We start from the raw sequence: 15,477 nt of genomic DNA, 5'->3' as shown, positions 1-15,477 counted from the left end.
GGGCCAAGAATGACGGCCAAAGCGCCGCGATCACCATGGTATTGGAGCTATCGATGACCCGAACTCTTGTGTTGACCACCGCGCTTGGCCTTGTCGCCTCGCCGGTTCTTGCCGATGTCAATCTGCTGTCCTGGGGCGGCGCCTATGGCAACAGCCACCTTGAAGCCTATGTGAAACCCTTCGAATCCGAGACCGGGATCAAGGTGACGATGTCGGATACCGACAACCCGGCCACGCCGATCAAGGCGATGGTCGATGCCGGCAACGTCACGACGGACGTGGCCTCGGTAGAATATGCCGACGCGGTGCGCCTGTGCGACGAAGGGCTGCTGGAAACCATCGACCCGGCGATCCTGGAACCCGCGCCCGACGGAACCCCGGCGGAAGAGGATTTCATCGAGGGCGCGATCACCGACTGTTTCGTCGGCACCGACGTCTATTCGATGGTGCTGGCCTATGACGACAGCCGGTTTTCGGACGCGAAGCCTGCCGGTCCGGCGGATTTCTTCGATCTTGAGGCATTCCCCGGCAAGCGCACCATGCGCAAGGGCGCCAAGTTCAACCTGGAACTGGCGCTGATGGCCGATGGCGTGCCCGCCGATCAGGTCTATGACGTCCTGCAGACCGCCGAAGGCGTCGATCAGGCCTTTGCCAAGCTGGGCGAGATCAAGGACAGCGTGATCTGGTGGGAGGCCGGCGCGCAGCCGCCGCAACTGCTGGCCGATGGCGAGGTCAGCATGGCCTATGCCTTCAACGGCCGGATCTTCAACGCCGCCCATGGCGAGGGCAAGCCGTTCGAGATCATCTGGGACGGTCAGATCTATGAGATGGAAGGCTGGGTGATGCCCAAGGGCGCGCCCAATCTTGAGGACGCGCAGAAATTCATCGCCTTCTCGACCGCACCCGAGCAGCAGGCCCGCGCGGCCGAATTCATCAGCTATGGCCCGCCGCGCCGTTCGGCGGCGGAACTTGTCGGCAACATCGAAGGCACCGACACGCCGATGGGGCCGAACCTGCCCACGACCGAGGCGAACATGCAGAACGCGCTTGGATCGGACCTGGATTTCTGGGTCGATCACGATGCCGAGCTGAATGAGCGTTTCAACAGCTGGCTGGCCAGCTGACACAAGACGGCAGGCGGGTTTCGCGATCCGCCTGCCGGACTGCCGACCAATAAAACACACGGCACCAACGCCGGATCATCCAACGGGAGCAACAAGATGAACAGGAAAACCCTGATACTCACCACCGCCATCGCCGGTTTCGCCTCGGCGGCGCTGGCCGAGGGCGAGGTGAACGTCGTGTCCTGGGGCGGCGCCTATGAGCGGTCGCAGGTCGAGGCGTATAACCTCCCCTTCACCGAACAGACCGGCATCAAGGTCAACATGATCGCCGCCGACAACCCCGCCACGCCGCTGAAGGCGCAGGTCGAGGCGCGCAACATCACCGGCGACGTGTTCGACATCGAGGTGTCCGACGCGATCCGGCTGTGCGACGAGGGCGCGCTGGTCGAGATCGACCCCGCCGATCTGCCCCCGGCCCCCGACGGCACCCCCGCCGAAGAGGATTTCCTTGACGGCGCGTTGCAGGATTGCGCCGTCGCCAACATCTTCTGGGGCACGGTGATCGCCTATGACGAGACCAGGTTCCCCGACAATCCGCCCGACAGCGCCGCCGATTTCTTCGATCTGGAACAGTTTCCGGGCCAGCGCGGCCTGCCCAAAAACCCCAAGCGCACGCTGTATCTGGCGCTGATCGCCGATGGCGTGCCGGCCGACCAGATCTATGACAAGCTGGGATCGGACGAAGGCGTCGCGCAGGCATTCGCCAAGCTGGACACGATCAAGGACGAGGTCGTCTGGTGGGAGGCCGGCGCACAGCCCGTGCAGCTGCTGGCCGATGGCGAGGTGGCGATGGCCACCGGCTATAACGGTCGCTTCTTCGATGCGATGGTGGCCGAGGGCAAGCCGTTCAAGATCATCTGGGACGGCCAGTACATGGATCTGGACATGTTCGCGATTCCCAAGGATTCGCCCAATCCCGAGGAGGCGATGGAATACCTGAAATTCGCCACCGACACGCAGCGTCTGGCGGATCAGGCGAAGTACATCGCTTATGGACCGGCGCGGAAATCCTCGGCCGGGCTTGTGGGCAAGTATCAGGACGGCGAGACCGACATGGCTCCGCACATGCCGACCAATCCCGAATACATGCAGACGGCGGTGATGGACGATCCGGAATTCTGGGCCGACCACGACGCCGAACTGACCGAGCGGTTCAACAGCTGGCTGGCCGGTTCGTGACCTGACCCTGCCGCCTTCGGCCCGCCGGGCCGGGGGCGGCGCCGATAGTGCCGGAGACTTTATGGCGAACGCTCTTGATCCTCATGCCGCCATCGTCACCACCGCCGGGGGCGGGGCGGACGGGGCGTTGACGACCGCCGACGGCAAGCCGCTGTCGCGCGCGCTGGCGCGCAGCCAGTTGCGGGCCAAGCGCCGCGCCTTTCTGCTGGTGCTGCCGCTGCTGGCCTTCATCCTGATCACCTTTGTCGTGCCCATCGGGCAGATGTTGCAGCGGTCGTTCTATAATGACGGGTTCTCGGCCCACATGCCGCAGACCTCGCAATGGTTTGCCGAAAACCCGCGCGGCACCGACCCCGACGAGGCCGCATGGGCCGCGCTGGCCGCAGATCTGCAGGCTTCGGCCGAGGCGCGCACGATCGGCGTCGTCGGCACGCGGATCAATTATGACGTGCCGGGCACGCGGTCGCTGTTCACCTCGACCGGCCGCAAGGTGCGGCGCGGGATCGAGCCGCCCTATGAACAGGCCCTGCTGGAGATGGACGAGGAATGGGCCGACCCCGCCTTGTGGAGCGCGATGCGCGACGCGGCAACGCCCTATACCGGCAATTTCTATCTGGCCTCGCTGGACCGCACGCGGGCCGAGGACGGCAGCATCCAGCGCGTCCCCGAACGCCAGCGCGTCTATGTGATGCTGTTCATGCGCACCTTCTGGCTGTCGGCCCTGATTACCGGCCTGACCTTTCTGCTGGGCTTTCCGGTCGCGCATTTGCTGGCGACGCTGCCGATGCGGAAATCGAACCTGCTGATGATCCTGGTGCTGCTGCCGTTCTGGACCTCGTTGCTGGTGCGCACGACAAGCTGGATGGTGCTGCTGCAACAGCAGGGGGTGATCAACGACATCCTCGTGTGGCTGGGCCTGATCGGCAACGGCCAGCGATTGCAGATGATCTACAACCAGGCGGGAACGATCATCGCCATGACCCATATCCTGCTGCCCTTCATGATCCTGCCGCTGTATTCGGTGATGCGCACGATCAACCCGTCCTATGTCCGGGCCGCGCGCAGCCTGGGCGCGACCAGCTGGACCGCGTTCCGCCGGGTCTATTTCCCGCAGACCCTGCCGGGGCTGGGGGCCGGGGCGCTGCTGGTCTTCATCCTGGCGGTCGGATACTACATCACGCCCGCGCTGGTCGGCGGATCCTCGGGGCAGCTGATCTCGAACATGATCGCCATGCACATGACCGACACGCTGAACTGGTCGATGGCCGCGGCGCTGGCGGCGCTGCTGCTGGCGTCGGTCCTGATCCTGTACTGGCTTTACGACCGTATGGTCGGCATCGACAATCTCAAGCTGGGGTGAACGCGAATGGCTGTCCCGACCTATGCAAGCCCGCTGGAACGCGCTTGGCATTACGCCTATCTGGTGATCTGCGGCCTGATCTTCTTTTTCCTGATCGCGCCGATCGTGGTGATCATCCCGCTCAGCTTCAACGCCGAGCCGTATTTCACCTTCACCGACAGGATGCTGGAATTCGATCCGGCAGGCTATTCCATGCGCTGGTATGACAGCCTGCTGACCTTTGGCATGATCGATCCCGACGGGCCGCGCGACGCAAGCTGGTGGGCCGATGCCTGGGCGAATGCGAAATGGGTGAACGCGGCCAAGAACTCGATCATCATCGGCTTCTTCGCGACCCTGCTTGCGACGGTGCTGGGCACGCTGGCCGCGCTTGGCCTGTCGCGGCCGGAAATGCCGTTCCGGCGCGCGATCATGGCGACGCTGATCTCGCCCATGATCGTGCCGCTGATCATCACGGCGACGGGCATGTTCTTCTTCTATTCGAACCCGTGCGAGCTGTTGGGCCTGGTGGGGCTGCCGACCAGTTGCGGGCGGCTGGCCGGCACCTATCTGGGCGTGGTTCTGGCCCATGCGACGCTGGGCATCCCGTTCGTTATCATCACCGTGACCGCGACGCTGGTCGGGTTCGACCAGTCGCTGAACCGGGCCGCCGCGTCGCTGGGCGCCAATCCGCGCACGACCTTCTTTCGCATCACCATGCCGCTGATCCTGCCCGGCGTGATCTCGGGCGCGCTGTTCGCGTTCGTCACCTCGTTCGACGAGGTGGTGGCGGTGCTGTTCATCGCCGGACCCGATCAGCAGACGATCCCGCGCCAGATGTGGAACGGCATCCGCGAACAAATCAGCCCCGCCATCCTGGCGGTGGCGACGCTGCTGGTGATCTTTTCCATCGCGCTGCTGACCACGGTCGAGTTGCTGCGCCGCCGGTCCGAGCGTATCCGGGGTATCACCCCGCATTGAAGGCGATCCCGGCGCGGCCCGCGCCGACTTCGCGGATCGTGGCGACGGCGTTCCGCAACCCGCGCCTGCGACCGGACAGCCTGCACAGAAGGAAAGCTGCATGACCGACCCCACCGCCGCGCCCGCGCAGACCGATCTGGATCGCGCGCTGCACCGGTTCCGCCCCGTCTCGGCGCCCGCCATTGCCGTGGCCGAGATGCAGGCGCGGCTGTCCGCGCTGCAAGACCGAATCCGGGCGGCGGGGCTGGCGGCGGTCTGGCTGGATGCGTCCACCTCGCTGACCTATTTCACCGGCCTGCGGCTGGGCCAGTCCGAACGCATCCACGGCGCGCTTGTGACGGCAGAGGGTCCGCCGGTCTATCTGACGCCGGTATTCGAGGCGCCCAAGCTGGAAAGCCTGCTGCGCATCCCCGGCCCGATGCTGATGTGGCAAGAGGATGAGGACCCGTTCGCCCTGGTCGCGCAGCATCTGACTGGGCTGACGGGGCAGGGTCTGGCGCTGGACCCGGCGACGCCGTTCCGGTTCGCGTCGGGGATGATGGCGGCGATGGACGGGCAGGTGGAATCGGCCGCCGACATCATCGCCTCGCTGCGCCAGATCAAGTCGTCGGCCGAGATCGCGATCATCCAGGCGGCGATGGATGCAAGCTGGCAGGTCCAGCGCGCCGTCCACGCCGGGCTGCGCGCGGGCGTCACCACGACCGAGATCGGGCAGTTCATCGACGCCGCGCATCGGGCCTGCGGACTGACGCCGCTGTTTCATGCCGTGCAGTTCGGCGAGGCGACCGCCTATCCGCATGGCGTGCCCGATCCGCAGACGCTGCGCGAGGGCGACATGGTTCTGGTCGATATGGGCGGCACGTTGCACGGCTATCAGTCCGACATCACCCGCACCTATGTCTTCGGCACGCCGACCGACCGACAGCGCCATCTGTGGCAGGTGGAACATGACGCCCATCGCGCGGCCTTCGAGGCCGCACGGAACGGCGCGGCCTGCGAGGCTGTCGATGCCGCGGCGCGTGACGTGATCGCCGGGGCCGGGTTCGGCCCGGGTTATCGGGTGCCGGGCCTGCCGCACCGGACCGGGCACGGGCTGGGCATGGACATCCACGAGGAACCCTGGATCGTGAAGGGAAACCGCACGCCCCTGCAACCGGGCATGTGTTTTTCCATCGAACCGATGCTGTGCGTCTATGGCGAATGCGGCGTCCGGCTGGAGGATATCGTGTGCATGACCGATGACGGGCCGCGCTGGTTCTGCCCGCCCTCGCAGACGCTGGACCGGCCCTTTGGATAGGCAGGATCGACCTTGCGCGTCGCGCGGCGTTTGTGCAGGAAAGGAACAGCCCGATCGGGACCGCTGGAACGGCCCGATCTTCCGGGTATAACCAATGCAAGATGCACGGCGAATCCCGTTCGGGGACAACGCCGTCACAAGTTCAACAGAGAGTCGAAAGGATCACCGAAATGCAATACCTGTCCCGCAGTCTTCTGGCCGTGTCGGCGCTGGCCCTGACCACCGCCGTCGCCGAAGCCAAAACCTTCGTCTATTGCTCGGAAGCGTCGCCCGAAGGGTTCGACCCCTCGCCCTATACCGCAGGCACGACCTTCGACGCCTCGGCCCATCCGATCTATAATCGCCTGACCGAGTTCAAGAAGGGCACGACCGAGGTCGAACCCGGTCTGGCCGAAAGCTGGGAGGTGTCCGAGGACGGCACCGAATACACCTTCAAGCTGCGCGAAGGCGTCAAATGGCAGTCGAACGACCGCTTTACGCCGACCCGCGATTTCAACGCCGATGACGTGATCTTCTCGTTCCAGCGTCAGGGCGATCCCGATCACCCGTGGAACCAGTATATTCCGGGGATCACCTATGAATACTATACCTCGATGAACATGCCGAACCTGGTGAAATCCATCGAGAAAGTCGATGATTACACCGTCAAGTTCACGCTGAACCAGCCCGAGGCGCCGTTCCTGGCCAATATCGCCATGCCCTTCGCCTCGATCGTGTCCAAGGAATATGCTGACACGCTGGAAGAGGCGGGCGCGCAGCAGGACCTGAACAACCTGCCCATCGGCACCGGCCCGTTCAAGTTCGTGGCCTATCAGAAGGATGCCGTGATCCGGTATCAGAAGAACCCCGATTACTGGGGCGATGCGCCCAAGATCGACGATCTGGTGTTCGCGATCACGCCCGATTCCTCGGTCCGTCTGCAAAAGCTGAAGGCCGGCGAATGTCACCTGATGCCGTTTCCCTCGCCTGCCGACCTGGAATCGATCAAGGCTGATGACAGCCTGAAGCTGGATCAGCAGCCGGGGCTGAACGTGGGCTATCTGGCCTATAACACCACGGTCGCGCCGTTCGACAATCCCAAGGTGCGCAAGGCGCTGAACATGGCCATCAACAAGGAGGCCATCATCGACGCGGTGTTCCAGGGCGCGGCGGAACCCGCCAAGAACCCGATCCCGCCGACCATGTGGTCCTATAACGACAGCATCGAGGACGATCCCTACGATCCCGAGGCCGCGCGCGCGATGCTTGAGGAAGAGGGCGTCACCGATCTGTCGATGAACATCTGGGCGATGCCGGTGCAGCGGCCCTACATGCCGAATGCGCGCCGGACCGCCGAGCTGATGCAGGAGGATCTGTCCAAAGTCGGCGTCAGCGCGGATATCGTGTCCTATGAATGGGGCGAATACCTGTCCAAGTCGATGGAGGCCGGCCGCGACGGCGCGGTGATCTTGGGCTGGACCGGCGATAACGGCGACCCGGACAACTTCCTGTCGGTGCTGCTGTCCTGCGATTCCGCGCAGGAAGGCGGCGCGAACCGCGCGTTCTGGTGCAACGAGGAATTCTCGGACCTGCTGCAACAGGCCAAGGTGACCGCCGATCAGGACGAGCGCACGAGACTGTATGAAGAGGCGCAGGTCATCTTCAAGGATCAGGCGCCCTGGTTCACCATCGCCCATTCGACCCAGTATGTGCCGATGGCCAAGAACGTCGAAGGCTTCCAGATGAGCCCCTTGGGCGATTTCACCTTCGAGGATGTGGATCTGGCCGAATAAGCCTGCCGCGTCATTTCTGATTGACGCACGAACGCGCGGACACGACGTCCGCGCGTTCCCAAAGGAAAGAGGCACATGGTCCGGTTCCTGCTGTCAAAGCTGCTTTATCTGGTCCCGACCTTTCTGGGGATCACCATCATCGCCTTCGGGTTCGTGCGGATCCTGCCCGGCGACCCGGTGCTGCTGATGGCCGGCGAACGCGGCGTCTCGCCCGAACGCCACGCCATGCTGAGCGCGCAGCTGGGTTTCGACAAGCCGCTGGTGATGCAATATCTGGATTTTCTGGGCCGGCTGATGCACGGCGATTTCGGCAATTCGCTGGTCACCAAGAAACCCGTCCTGACCGAGTTCCTGGCCCTGTTTCCGGCGACGGTCGAGTTGGGCCTGTGCGCCATCCTGATCGCCACGCTGGTCGGCGTGCCGGTGGGCGTGCTGGCCGCGATCAAGCGCGGCAGCTGGTTCGACCAGATCTCGATGACCTCGGCGCTGGTCGGGTTTTCGATGCCGATCTTCTGGTGGGGGCTTTTGCTGATCATCTTCTTTTCCGGCATTCTCGGCTGGACGCCGGTATCGGGCCGGATCAGCCTGATGTATTATTTCCCGCAGGTGACCGGGTTCATGCTGATCGACAGCCTTCTGTCGGGGCAGGACGGGGCGTTCCTGTCGGCGGTCAGTCACCTGATCCTGCCCTCGGTCGTGCTGGCGACGATCCCGCTGGCGGTGATCGCGCGCCAGACCCGGTCCGCCATGCTTGAGGTGATGGGCGAGGATTACGTCCGCACCGCGCGCGCCAAGGGGATGCCGCGCCGCCGGGTGATCGGGGTGCACGCGCTGCGCAACGCGATGATCCCGGTCGTCACCACGATCGGCCTTCAGATCGGCGTGCTGATGGCCGGCGCGATTCTGACCGAGACGATCTTTTCCTGGCCCGGCATCGGCAAGTGGATGATCGATTCCATCTCGCGCCGCGATTATCCGGTCGTGCAATCGGGCCTTTTGCTGATCGCGGGCATGGTGATGATCGTGAACCTGCTGGTCGATCTGACCTATGGCCTCATCAATCCAAGGATCCGCGCATCATGAGCACCACAGCGCCGCTTTCGGCCGCCGCGATCCGCCGCCAGATGCTGGCCGAGTTCTGGTTCTATTTCCGGCAGAACCGGGGGGCGGTCGCGGGGCTGTTCGTGTTCATCCTGCTGGTGCTGATCGCGATCTTCGCGCCGCTGATCGCGCCGCACGGCGCGGCCACGCAGTATCGCGACGCGCTTCTGCTGCCGCCGGTCTGGCAAGAGGGCGGGCGCAGCGAGTTTCTGCTGGGGACCGATGCGGTCGGGCGGGACATGCTGTCGCGGCTGATCTTCGGCGCGCAGTATTCGCTGTTCATCGGCATCGTCGTGGTGTCCATCGCACTGGTCGGCGGCATCTTCATCGGCCTGATCGCCGGGTTCTTCCGGGGCTGGGTCGATACGCTGATCATGCGCGTGATGGACGTGATCCTGGCCTTTCCGTCGCTGCTGCTGGCGCTGGTTCTGGTCGCGGTGCTGGGACCGGGGCTGACGAACGCGATGATCGCCATCGCCATCGTCTATCAGCCGCATTTCGCCCGCCTGACCCGCGCCGCCGTGATGGGAGAGATGCGGCGCGAATACGTCACCGCCGCGCGCGTCGCGGGCGCCGGCAATTTCCGCCTGATGTTCAAGACCATCCTGCCCAATTGCCTGGCGCCCCTGATCGTGCAGGCGACCCTGTCCTTTTCGGCGGCGGTGCTGGATTCCGCCGCGCTTGGCTTTCTGGGGATGGGCGCGCAACCGCCCGCGCCGGAATGGGGCACGATGCTGGCCGAGGCGCGCGAATTCATCCTGCGCGCCTGGTGGGTCGTGACCTTTCCCGGTCTGGCGATCCTGATCTCGGTGCTGGCGATCAACATGATGGGCGACGGCCTGCGGGACGCGCTTGACCCGAAACTGAAGCGGAGCTGAGCGATGTCCCTGTTGACCATCCGCAACCTGACCGTGAAATTCGCGACCGCCACCGGCAGCTTTACCGCCGTGGACGGGATCGACGTGTCGGTGGACCGCAGCGAGGTTCTGGCCATCGTGGGCGAATCGGGGTCCGGCAAGTCGGTGTCGATGCTGGCGGTGATGGGGCTGCTGCCCGACACCGCCACCGTCACCGCCGACGAGATGACCTATGACGGTCAGGACATGCTGGCGATGACCGACGCGCAGCGGCGCAAGCTGATCGGCCGGCAGATCACGATGATCTTTCAGGAACCCGTCGCCTCGCTGAACCCGTCCTTCACCGCCGGTTTCCAGATCGAGGAGGTGCTGCGCATCAATCTGGGCATGTCGGGCAAGGAGGCGCGGGCACGCGCGCTGGAACTCTTCCGCTCGGTCGGGATACCGGACCCCGAGGAGAAGCTGAAATCCTATCCCCACCAGATGTCGGGCGGCCAGTGTCAGCGGGTGATGATCGCCATCGCCATCGCCAGCAACCCGCGCCTGCTGATCGCGGACGAACCCACCACGGCGCTGGATGTGACGATCCAGAAACAGATCCTGGACCTGCTGATAAGCCTGCAAGAGGATTACGGCATGGGCCTGATCCTGATCACGCATGACATGGGCGTGGTGGCCGAGACCGCCGACCGGGTGGTGGTGCAATACAAGGGCCGCAAGATGGAGGAAGCCGACGTGCTGACCCTGTTCGAGGCACCGCAAAGCGGCTATACCCGCGCGCTGCTGTCGGCGCTGCCCGAACACGCGACCGGCGACCGTCTGCCCACCGTGTCGGACTTTTTCCAAGAGGAGACCGTGCGATGAGTCCCGTCGTCGAAGGTCGCGGCATCGTCCGGGATTATCACATGCCGGGCAGCATGATGCGCCGGTCCACGACCGTTCGCGCCCTCAAGGGCATCGACTTCAAGGTGGAAAAGGGCAAGACGCTGGCCATCGTCGGCGAATCCGGGTCGGGAAAATCCACCCTGGCCCGCATCGTGGCGCTGATCGACGCCCCGTCCGAGGGCGAATTGCTGATCGACGGCCAGCGCGTCGATATCGAGGCGAAACGACCCGGACCGGAACTGCGCTCCAAGGTGCAGATGGTGTTCCAGAACCCCTATGGCAGCCTGAACCCGCGCCAGAAGATCGGCGACGTGCTGACCGAACCGCTGATCATCAACACCGACACGCCGGCGGGGGAACGCCGCGACCGGGCGCGCGCGATGCTGGAAAAGGTCGGGCTGATGCCCGAGCATTACAACCGCTATCCGCACATGTTCTCGGGCGGGCAGCGGCAGCGGATTGCGATTGCGCGCGCGCTGATGCTGAACCCATCGCTGCTGGTGCTGGACGAGCCGGTGTCGGCGCTGGATCTGTCGGTGCAGGCGCAGGTGCTGAACCTGCTGGCCGATCTTCAGGACGAGATGGGGCTGACCTATGTCTTCGTCAGCCACGATCTGTCGGTGGTGCGCTATATCGCGGACGAGGTGATGGTGATTTCCAAGGGCGAGGCCGTCGAACAGGCCTCGCGCGACGCGATCTTCGCCAACCCGACCCACCCCTATACCAAACAGCTGTTCGCCGCGACCCCCGTCACCGATATCGAGGCGATCCGCGCCCGCGTGGCGCGGCGAAAGGCCGCGCGCGAGGCCGCTGCGGGGTGAAAGGGCGCAGCGCTGCGCCGTGACATGCGTCGTTCCGCCCCGCTGTTACCGCCGCGCCATAATGCTGGCCAGATCGGCGCGAGCAGGATGACGATCACGATCCGCAGCAGGTGATGGCTGACGACATAGGCCAGATCGGCCTTGGTAATGGTCGAACTCCGACGATCAACGGGCGTCGCCGGCGCCGGAGCGTCAGCCCGTCAAGCTGGTGTCCCTGACGGTCGACGGGATGATTGGCAGTTCGGCCGCCGCCCGGTTCATCGCATCGGGCGTCCGGCTGTCGTGCAGCGTTGCGTCGCCTGACAACGTGAAAAGAGCCGCCGGCGCGGTCATGCGCCGGCGGGCATTGCCGTAATCGTCCGGATGTTCGTCCAGCGGAATGGACGGGGCGGTGCGAACGATCTGGGGCGACACGAGATCCCCGCGGCGCGATTCGTGCGGCGCCACACGGCAGTCCAGCGTGGTCTTGTGCGGGATGCTGATCGCGATCTCGTGTCCGATCCGGGTCGGCATCACCCGACGGTGGCATCCATGGTCACGTCGGCGTTGAACAGTTTCGAGATGGGGCAGCCGGCCTTGGCCTGCTGTGCCAGATCCTCGATCTTGGCCTTGTCGCCGTCGCCCGCCACCTTCGTGGTCAGATGCGCCTTGGTCACGGTAAATCCCTCACCGTCCTGTTCCAAAGTGATTTTGGAGCTGGTCTCGACGCTGACATTGCCGATCCCGGCCTCTTCCAGCATCTTCGACAGCGCCATCGAGAAACAGGCCGCATGGGCCGCGCCCACCAACTCTTCAGGGTTGGTGCCGGGCTTGTCCTCGAACCTTGTGTTGAACCCGTAGGGCTGATCGGACAGGACGCCGCTTTCGGTCGAGACCTTTCCCTTGCCGTCTTTCAGACCGCCTTCCCAATGGGCCGAACCGCTGCGTGTGAACTTGGCCATGTGCAGAACTCCTTCTGTCTGTGCGAATTCACAGCCCAACGCCCGGCGACGCCCCAGGTTCAAAGCTGCGGCAAATATCGCTGCTCAGCCCTGTTTCGGGGCGGCAAACAGGCGCTGATGTTCCGAGATGGCATAGCGGTCGGTCATCCCGGCCACGTAATCCAGCACGACGCGCGCGCGGTGGGTGGTGTCCGGATCTGCCATGGCCGCGGCATGCCATTGCGCGGGCATCTGGTCGGGTTCGTTCAGAAACAGCGGGAACAGATCGTTCAGCATGGCGGTGACGCGGTGGCGTTCGTCCACGACCGAGGGCGCGCGATACATGCGCGTGAACAGGAAGGACTTGATCGCCTTGATGTTCTGATAAAGCGGTTTGGAAAACCGGATGATCGGCCCGTCCATGTCGCGGATTTCCTGCGCCGATTGCGGTTGCAGGCCGGTCAGGCGGTTCTGGGCCACGGCGATCACGTCCTCGACCATGACGCCGAAGACGCGGCGCAGCGCCTCGTGCCGGCGGCGCATCCGGTCCAGACCGGGGTGAAGCTCGTCGACCCGCGCAAAGGCGGGGCCGATGACGGGCAGTTCGGCAAGCTCTTCCTCGGTGAACAGCTCCGCCCGCAGCCCGTCATGCAGATCGTGGTGATTATAGGCCACATCGTCGGCCACGGCCGCGACCTGCGCCTCGGCGCTGGCATTGGTGGACAGTTCCAGATCCCACTGGGCGTTCACCTGCGCCAGCGCATAGGGCAGATCGCCGGTGACCGGGCCGTTATGCTTGGCGATCCCCTCCAGCGCCTCCCATGTCAGGTTCAGCCCGTCGAAATCGGCGTAGTGCCGTTCCAGCGCCGTGACGATCCGCAGGGCCTGGGCGTTGTGGTCGAACCCGCCATAGGGTGCCATCAGCGTGGCCAGCGCATCCTCGCCCGTGTGGCCGAAGGGCGGATGGCCCAGATCGTGCGCCAGGGCCACGGTCTCGGCCAGATCGGTGTTCAGGCCAAGCGTGCCGGCGATGGTGCGGGCGACCTGCGCCACCTCGATCGTGTGGGTCAGGCGGGTGCGGAAATAGTCGCCGCGATAGGCGTCGCCGTCATGTTCGACGAACACCTGCGTCTTGTGCTTCAGCCGCCGGAAGGCGCTGGAATGGATGATGCGGTCGCGGTCGCGCTGCCACGGAGAGCGGAAGGTGGACATGCGTTCGGGCCATAACCGTCCGCGGCTGTCTTCGGGCCTGCTGGCATAGGGGGCGGTGGTCACGTCGCGGGCCTTCCTTGCGGGAACTGCGCCGGAACCCTATATTCTGCATCCAAGCACGAAAACGGGAACGCGCCATGAACCTGCCTCCGAAAGTGACCGAACGCGCCTTTGCCCGGCTGGCCGAGATCAATGACGGCGCCGAGACCCGCCCGCTGCGCGTGGCGGTGTCGGGCGGCGGCTGTTCCGGATTTCAATACGACATCCGGCTGGACCGCGCCGAAGACGACGACATGGTTCTGGAAGGGGCCGGTCAGGCGGTGGTGGTCGATCCGGTGTCGCTGCCCTATCTGGCCGGGGCGGTCATAGATTTCAGCGACGAACTGATCGGCGCGCGGTTCGTGATCGACAATCCCAACGCCTCGTCCAGCTGCGGCTGCGGCACCTCGTTCTCGATCTGATCAGTCGCAGGGGCGTTCGCGCAGGCTGAAGCCCCATCTTTCGTCCTGCGGCGTCGGGATATCCCTTGGCGGCTCGACTTCGGGCAGGCGGTCAAAATCGCGCGGGCCGAAACGGTCTCTCAGGTCGTCCAGATCGTTGTGCCAGGTCGGGATCTGGCACCAGTCCAGCGGCCGCGTCTGGACAACCTGCATTCGCCCGTCGCGCTGCGCCAGCGTCACCAGATGGCCGCCGCGCCGACCACGGCCGCGCAGGGCGAATGTCAGGGGCCGGGCCGTTTCCACGGTCTGCGTCGCGTCCCCGAACAGGCGGTCCTCGCCCTGCCAGTCGCGGCCATGCGCGAAGCGCAGCAGATAGTCGCCGGGCGGCACCAGCACCCGCAGCAATTGCCCGCCATGGATGAAGGCCGCCATCGCCTGTCGGTCGGTGTCGGGGTCGATCAGGAACATCACGTGATCCTGCCCCTGCGGGGTCCGCACATGCAGCGGAAAGGTCGCGGGCAGGCCGGTGCGGTTCCACATCAGCCCCGCCGGCGGGCGCGACTGGGCCAGCGCCGCGGCGGGCAGGATCAGGCACAGCAATATCGCGGTCAGCCAAGGGCGCATCATCCCCGCAGCTTAACGATGCCGGGCGGCGGTTGCCAATCGTCCTGCCGCTGCTAAAGATGCGGCAATGAAGATCGCAAGTTTCAACATCAACGGCATCAAGGCGCGCATCCAGGCGCTGACCGACTGGCTGGCCGGTGCCGAGGCCGATGTGGTCGTGCTTCAGGAAATCAAGTCGGTGGATGAGGGGTTTCCGCGCGAGCATTTCGCCGATCTGGGCTGGAACGTGGAGACCCACGGCCAGAAAGGCTTCAACGGGGTCGCGATCCTGTCGAAACTGCCGCTGGAGGATGTGGCGCGCGGTCTGCCGGGCGACGACAGCGACGAACAGGCCCGCTATATCGAGGCGACGGTGGTGGGCGACAGGGCGGTGCGCATCGCGGGACTGTATCTGCCCAACGGCAATCCCGCGCCCGGCCCGAAATACGACTACAAGCTTGCCTGGATGGAACGGCTGCGCCGCCGCGCGGCGCAATTGCTGGCCGATGAGATGCCGGTGGTGATGCTGGGCGATTATAACGTCATTCCCGAACCGCGCGACGCCGCGCATCCCGAAAGATGGACCGATGACGCGCTGTTCCTGCCCCAAAGCCGGGCGGCGTTCCGGGCGATCCAGTGGCAGGGCTGGACCGATGCGGTGCGGGCGCGCGATCCGTGGACCTCGCGCGGGCCGTTCACCTTCTGGGACTATCAGGGCGGCGCGTGGAGCAAGGATAACGGCATCCGCATCGACCATCTGCTGCTGTCGCCGCAGGCCGCCGATCTGATGATCGAGACCGGCATCGACCGCGAGGCGCGCGCCGGCGAAAAGCCAAGCGATCACGTGCCGGTCTGGGTGCGGCTGGCAGCCTGAGCCGGTTCTGACAAGGTCGTGATGGCAGGTGATTCGTGCCGGCCTCGACGCCGCGCGCGCGATCTGGCAGAT

The 15,477-nt window shown here is 65.0% G+C and carries 16 protein-coding genes; 12 read left to right on the top strand and 4 right to left on the bottom strand.

The window, feature by feature from the left end:
- The first annotated feature begins 53 nt into the window (after window positions 1-53).
- The 10 genes from JHW45_RS13160 (at window position 54) to JHW45_RS13115 (ending at window position 11,356) form a co-directional block, all read left to right on the top strand.
- On the top strand, window positions 54-1,124 hold the full coding sequence (locus JHW45_RS13160; protein WP_272858056.1) for an ABC transporter substrate-binding protein: 1,071 nt from the start codon (window positions 54-56) through the stop codon (window positions 1,122-1,124).
- A gap of 96 nt (window positions 1,125-1,220) precedes the next feature.
- Window positions 1,221-2,303, top strand: a complete 1,083-nt coding sequence (locus JHW45_RS13155) for an ABC transporter substrate-binding protein (protein WP_272858055.1) — start codon at window positions 1,221-1,223, stop codon at window positions 2,301-2,303.
- A gap of 61 nt (window positions 2,304-2,364) precedes the next feature.
- On the top strand, window positions 2,365-3,663 hold the full coding sequence (locus JHW45_RS13150; RefSeq protein WP_272858054.1) for an ABC transporter permease: 1,299 nt from the start codon (window positions 2,365-2,367) through the stop codon (window positions 3,661-3,663).
- A gap of 6 nt (window positions 3,664-3,669) precedes the next feature.
- A complete protein-coding gene (locus JHW45_RS13145) occupies window positions 3,670-4,623 on the top strand; it encodes an ABC transporter permease (RefSeq protein WP_272858053.1) in 954 nt (317 codons plus the stop codon).
- A gap of 100 nt (window positions 4,624-4,723) precedes the next feature.
- Window positions 4,724-5,920: a M24 family metallopeptidase gene (locus tag JHW45_RS13140; RefSeq protein WP_272858052.1), complete on the top strand. Its 1,197-nt coding sequence runs from the start codon at window positions 4,724-4,726 to the stop codon at window positions 5,918-5,920.
- A gap of 170 nt (window positions 5,921-6,090) precedes the next feature.
- Entirely contained in the window at window positions 6,091-7,692 is a 1,602-nt protein-coding gene (locus JHW45_RS13135) for an ABC transporter substrate-binding protein (protein WP_272858051.1), read from the top strand.
- 75 nt (window positions 7,693-7,767) lie between these two features.
- On the top strand, window positions 7,768-8,775 hold the full coding sequence (locus tag JHW45_RS13130; protein WP_272858050.1) for an ABC transporter permease subunit: 1,008 nt from the start codon (window positions 7,768-7,770) through the stop codon (window positions 8,773-8,775).
- The gene (locus JHW45_RS13125; RefSeq protein WP_272858049.1) at window positions 8,772-9,671 is read left to right on the top strand and encodes an ABC transporter permease subunit; all 900 of its coding nucleotides are present in this window, start codon (window positions 8,772-8,774) and stop codon (window positions 9,669-9,671) included. The genes JHW45_RS13130 and JHW45_RS13125 overlap by 4 nt, the downstream gene beginning before the upstream one ends.
- Window positions 9,672-9,674: 3 nt before the next feature.
- Window positions 9,675-10,514 (top strand): ABC transporter ATP-binding protein, encoded by an 840-nt coding sequence (locus tag JHW45_RS13120; protein WP_272858048.1) that lies wholly within the window; start codon window positions 9,675-9,677, stop codon window positions 10,512-10,514.
- Window positions 10,511-11,356 (top strand): ATP-binding cassette domain-containing protein, encoded by an 846-nt coding sequence (locus JHW45_RS13115; protein ID WP_272858047.1) that lies wholly within the window; start codon window positions 10,511-10,513, stop codon window positions 11,354-11,356. The genes JHW45_RS13120 and JHW45_RS13115 overlap by 4 nt, the downstream gene beginning before the upstream one ends.
- Window positions 11,357-11,548: 192 nt before the next feature.
- On the opposite strand, the gene JHW45_RS13110 is transcribed toward JHW45_RS13115, so the two are convergent.
- The 3 genes from JHW45_RS13110 to JHW45_RS13100 all read right to left on the bottom strand — a co-directional run bounded on the left by JHW45_RS13110 (window position 11,549) and on the right by JHW45_RS13100 (window position 13,551).
- A complete protein-coding gene (locus tag JHW45_RS13110; protein WP_272858046.1) occupies window positions 11,549-11,869 on the bottom strand; it encodes a hypothetical protein in 321 nt (106 codons plus the stop codon).
- Complete coding sequence (locus tag JHW45_RS13105) at window positions 11,869-12,297, bottom strand: OsmC family protein (RefSeq protein ID WP_272858045.1); 429 nt, start codon at window positions 12,295-12,297, stop codon at window positions 11,869-11,871. Before JHW45_RS13105 ends, JHW45_RS13110 begins: the two co-directional genes overlap by 1 nt.
- Before the next feature lie 84 nt (window positions 12,298-12,381).
- A complete protein-coding gene (locus tag JHW45_RS13100; protein ID WP_272858044.1) occupies window positions 12,382-13,551 on the bottom strand; it encodes a deoxyguanosinetriphosphate triphosphohydrolase in 1,170 nt (389 codons plus the stop codon).
- A gap of 74 nt (window positions 13,552-13,625) precedes the next feature.
- Here JHW45_RS13100 and JHW45_RS13095 point away from each other — a divergent pair, with 74 nt between their 5' ends.
- Complete coding sequence (locus tag JHW45_RS13095; protein WP_272858043.1) at window positions 13,626-13,949, top strand: HesB/IscA family protein; 324 nt, start codon at window positions 13,626-13,628, stop codon at window positions 13,947-13,949.
- Here JHW45_RS13095 and JHW45_RS13090 read toward each other — a convergent pair whose 3' ends face one another.
- Entirely contained in the window at window positions 13,950-14,555 is a 606-nt protein-coding gene (locus tag JHW45_RS13090; protein ID WP_272858042.1) for a hypothetical protein, read from the bottom strand.
- 64 nt (window positions 14,556-14,619) lie between these two features.
- Here JHW45_RS13090 and xth point away from each other — a divergent pair, with 64 nt between their 5' ends.
- Window positions 14,620-15,405 carry an exodeoxyribonuclease III gene (xth, locus tag JHW45_RS13085; protein WP_272858041.1) on the top strand — a complete coding sequence of 262 codons (786 nt, stop codon included), beginning with the start codon at window positions 14,620-14,622 and terminating at the stop codon, window positions 15,403-15,405.
- Window positions 15,406-15,477: the final 72 nt, after the last annotated feature.

Origin of the sequence: Paracoccus stylophorae (genome assembly GCF_028553765.1) — a bacterium.
Lineage (GTDB): Bacteria > Pseudomonadota > Alphaproteobacteria > Rhodobacterales > Rhodobacteraceae > Paracoccus > Paracoccus stylophorae.
Note: the sequence above shows the minus strand (reverse complement) of the source record. Positions and strands in the feature narration are given on the sequence as shown.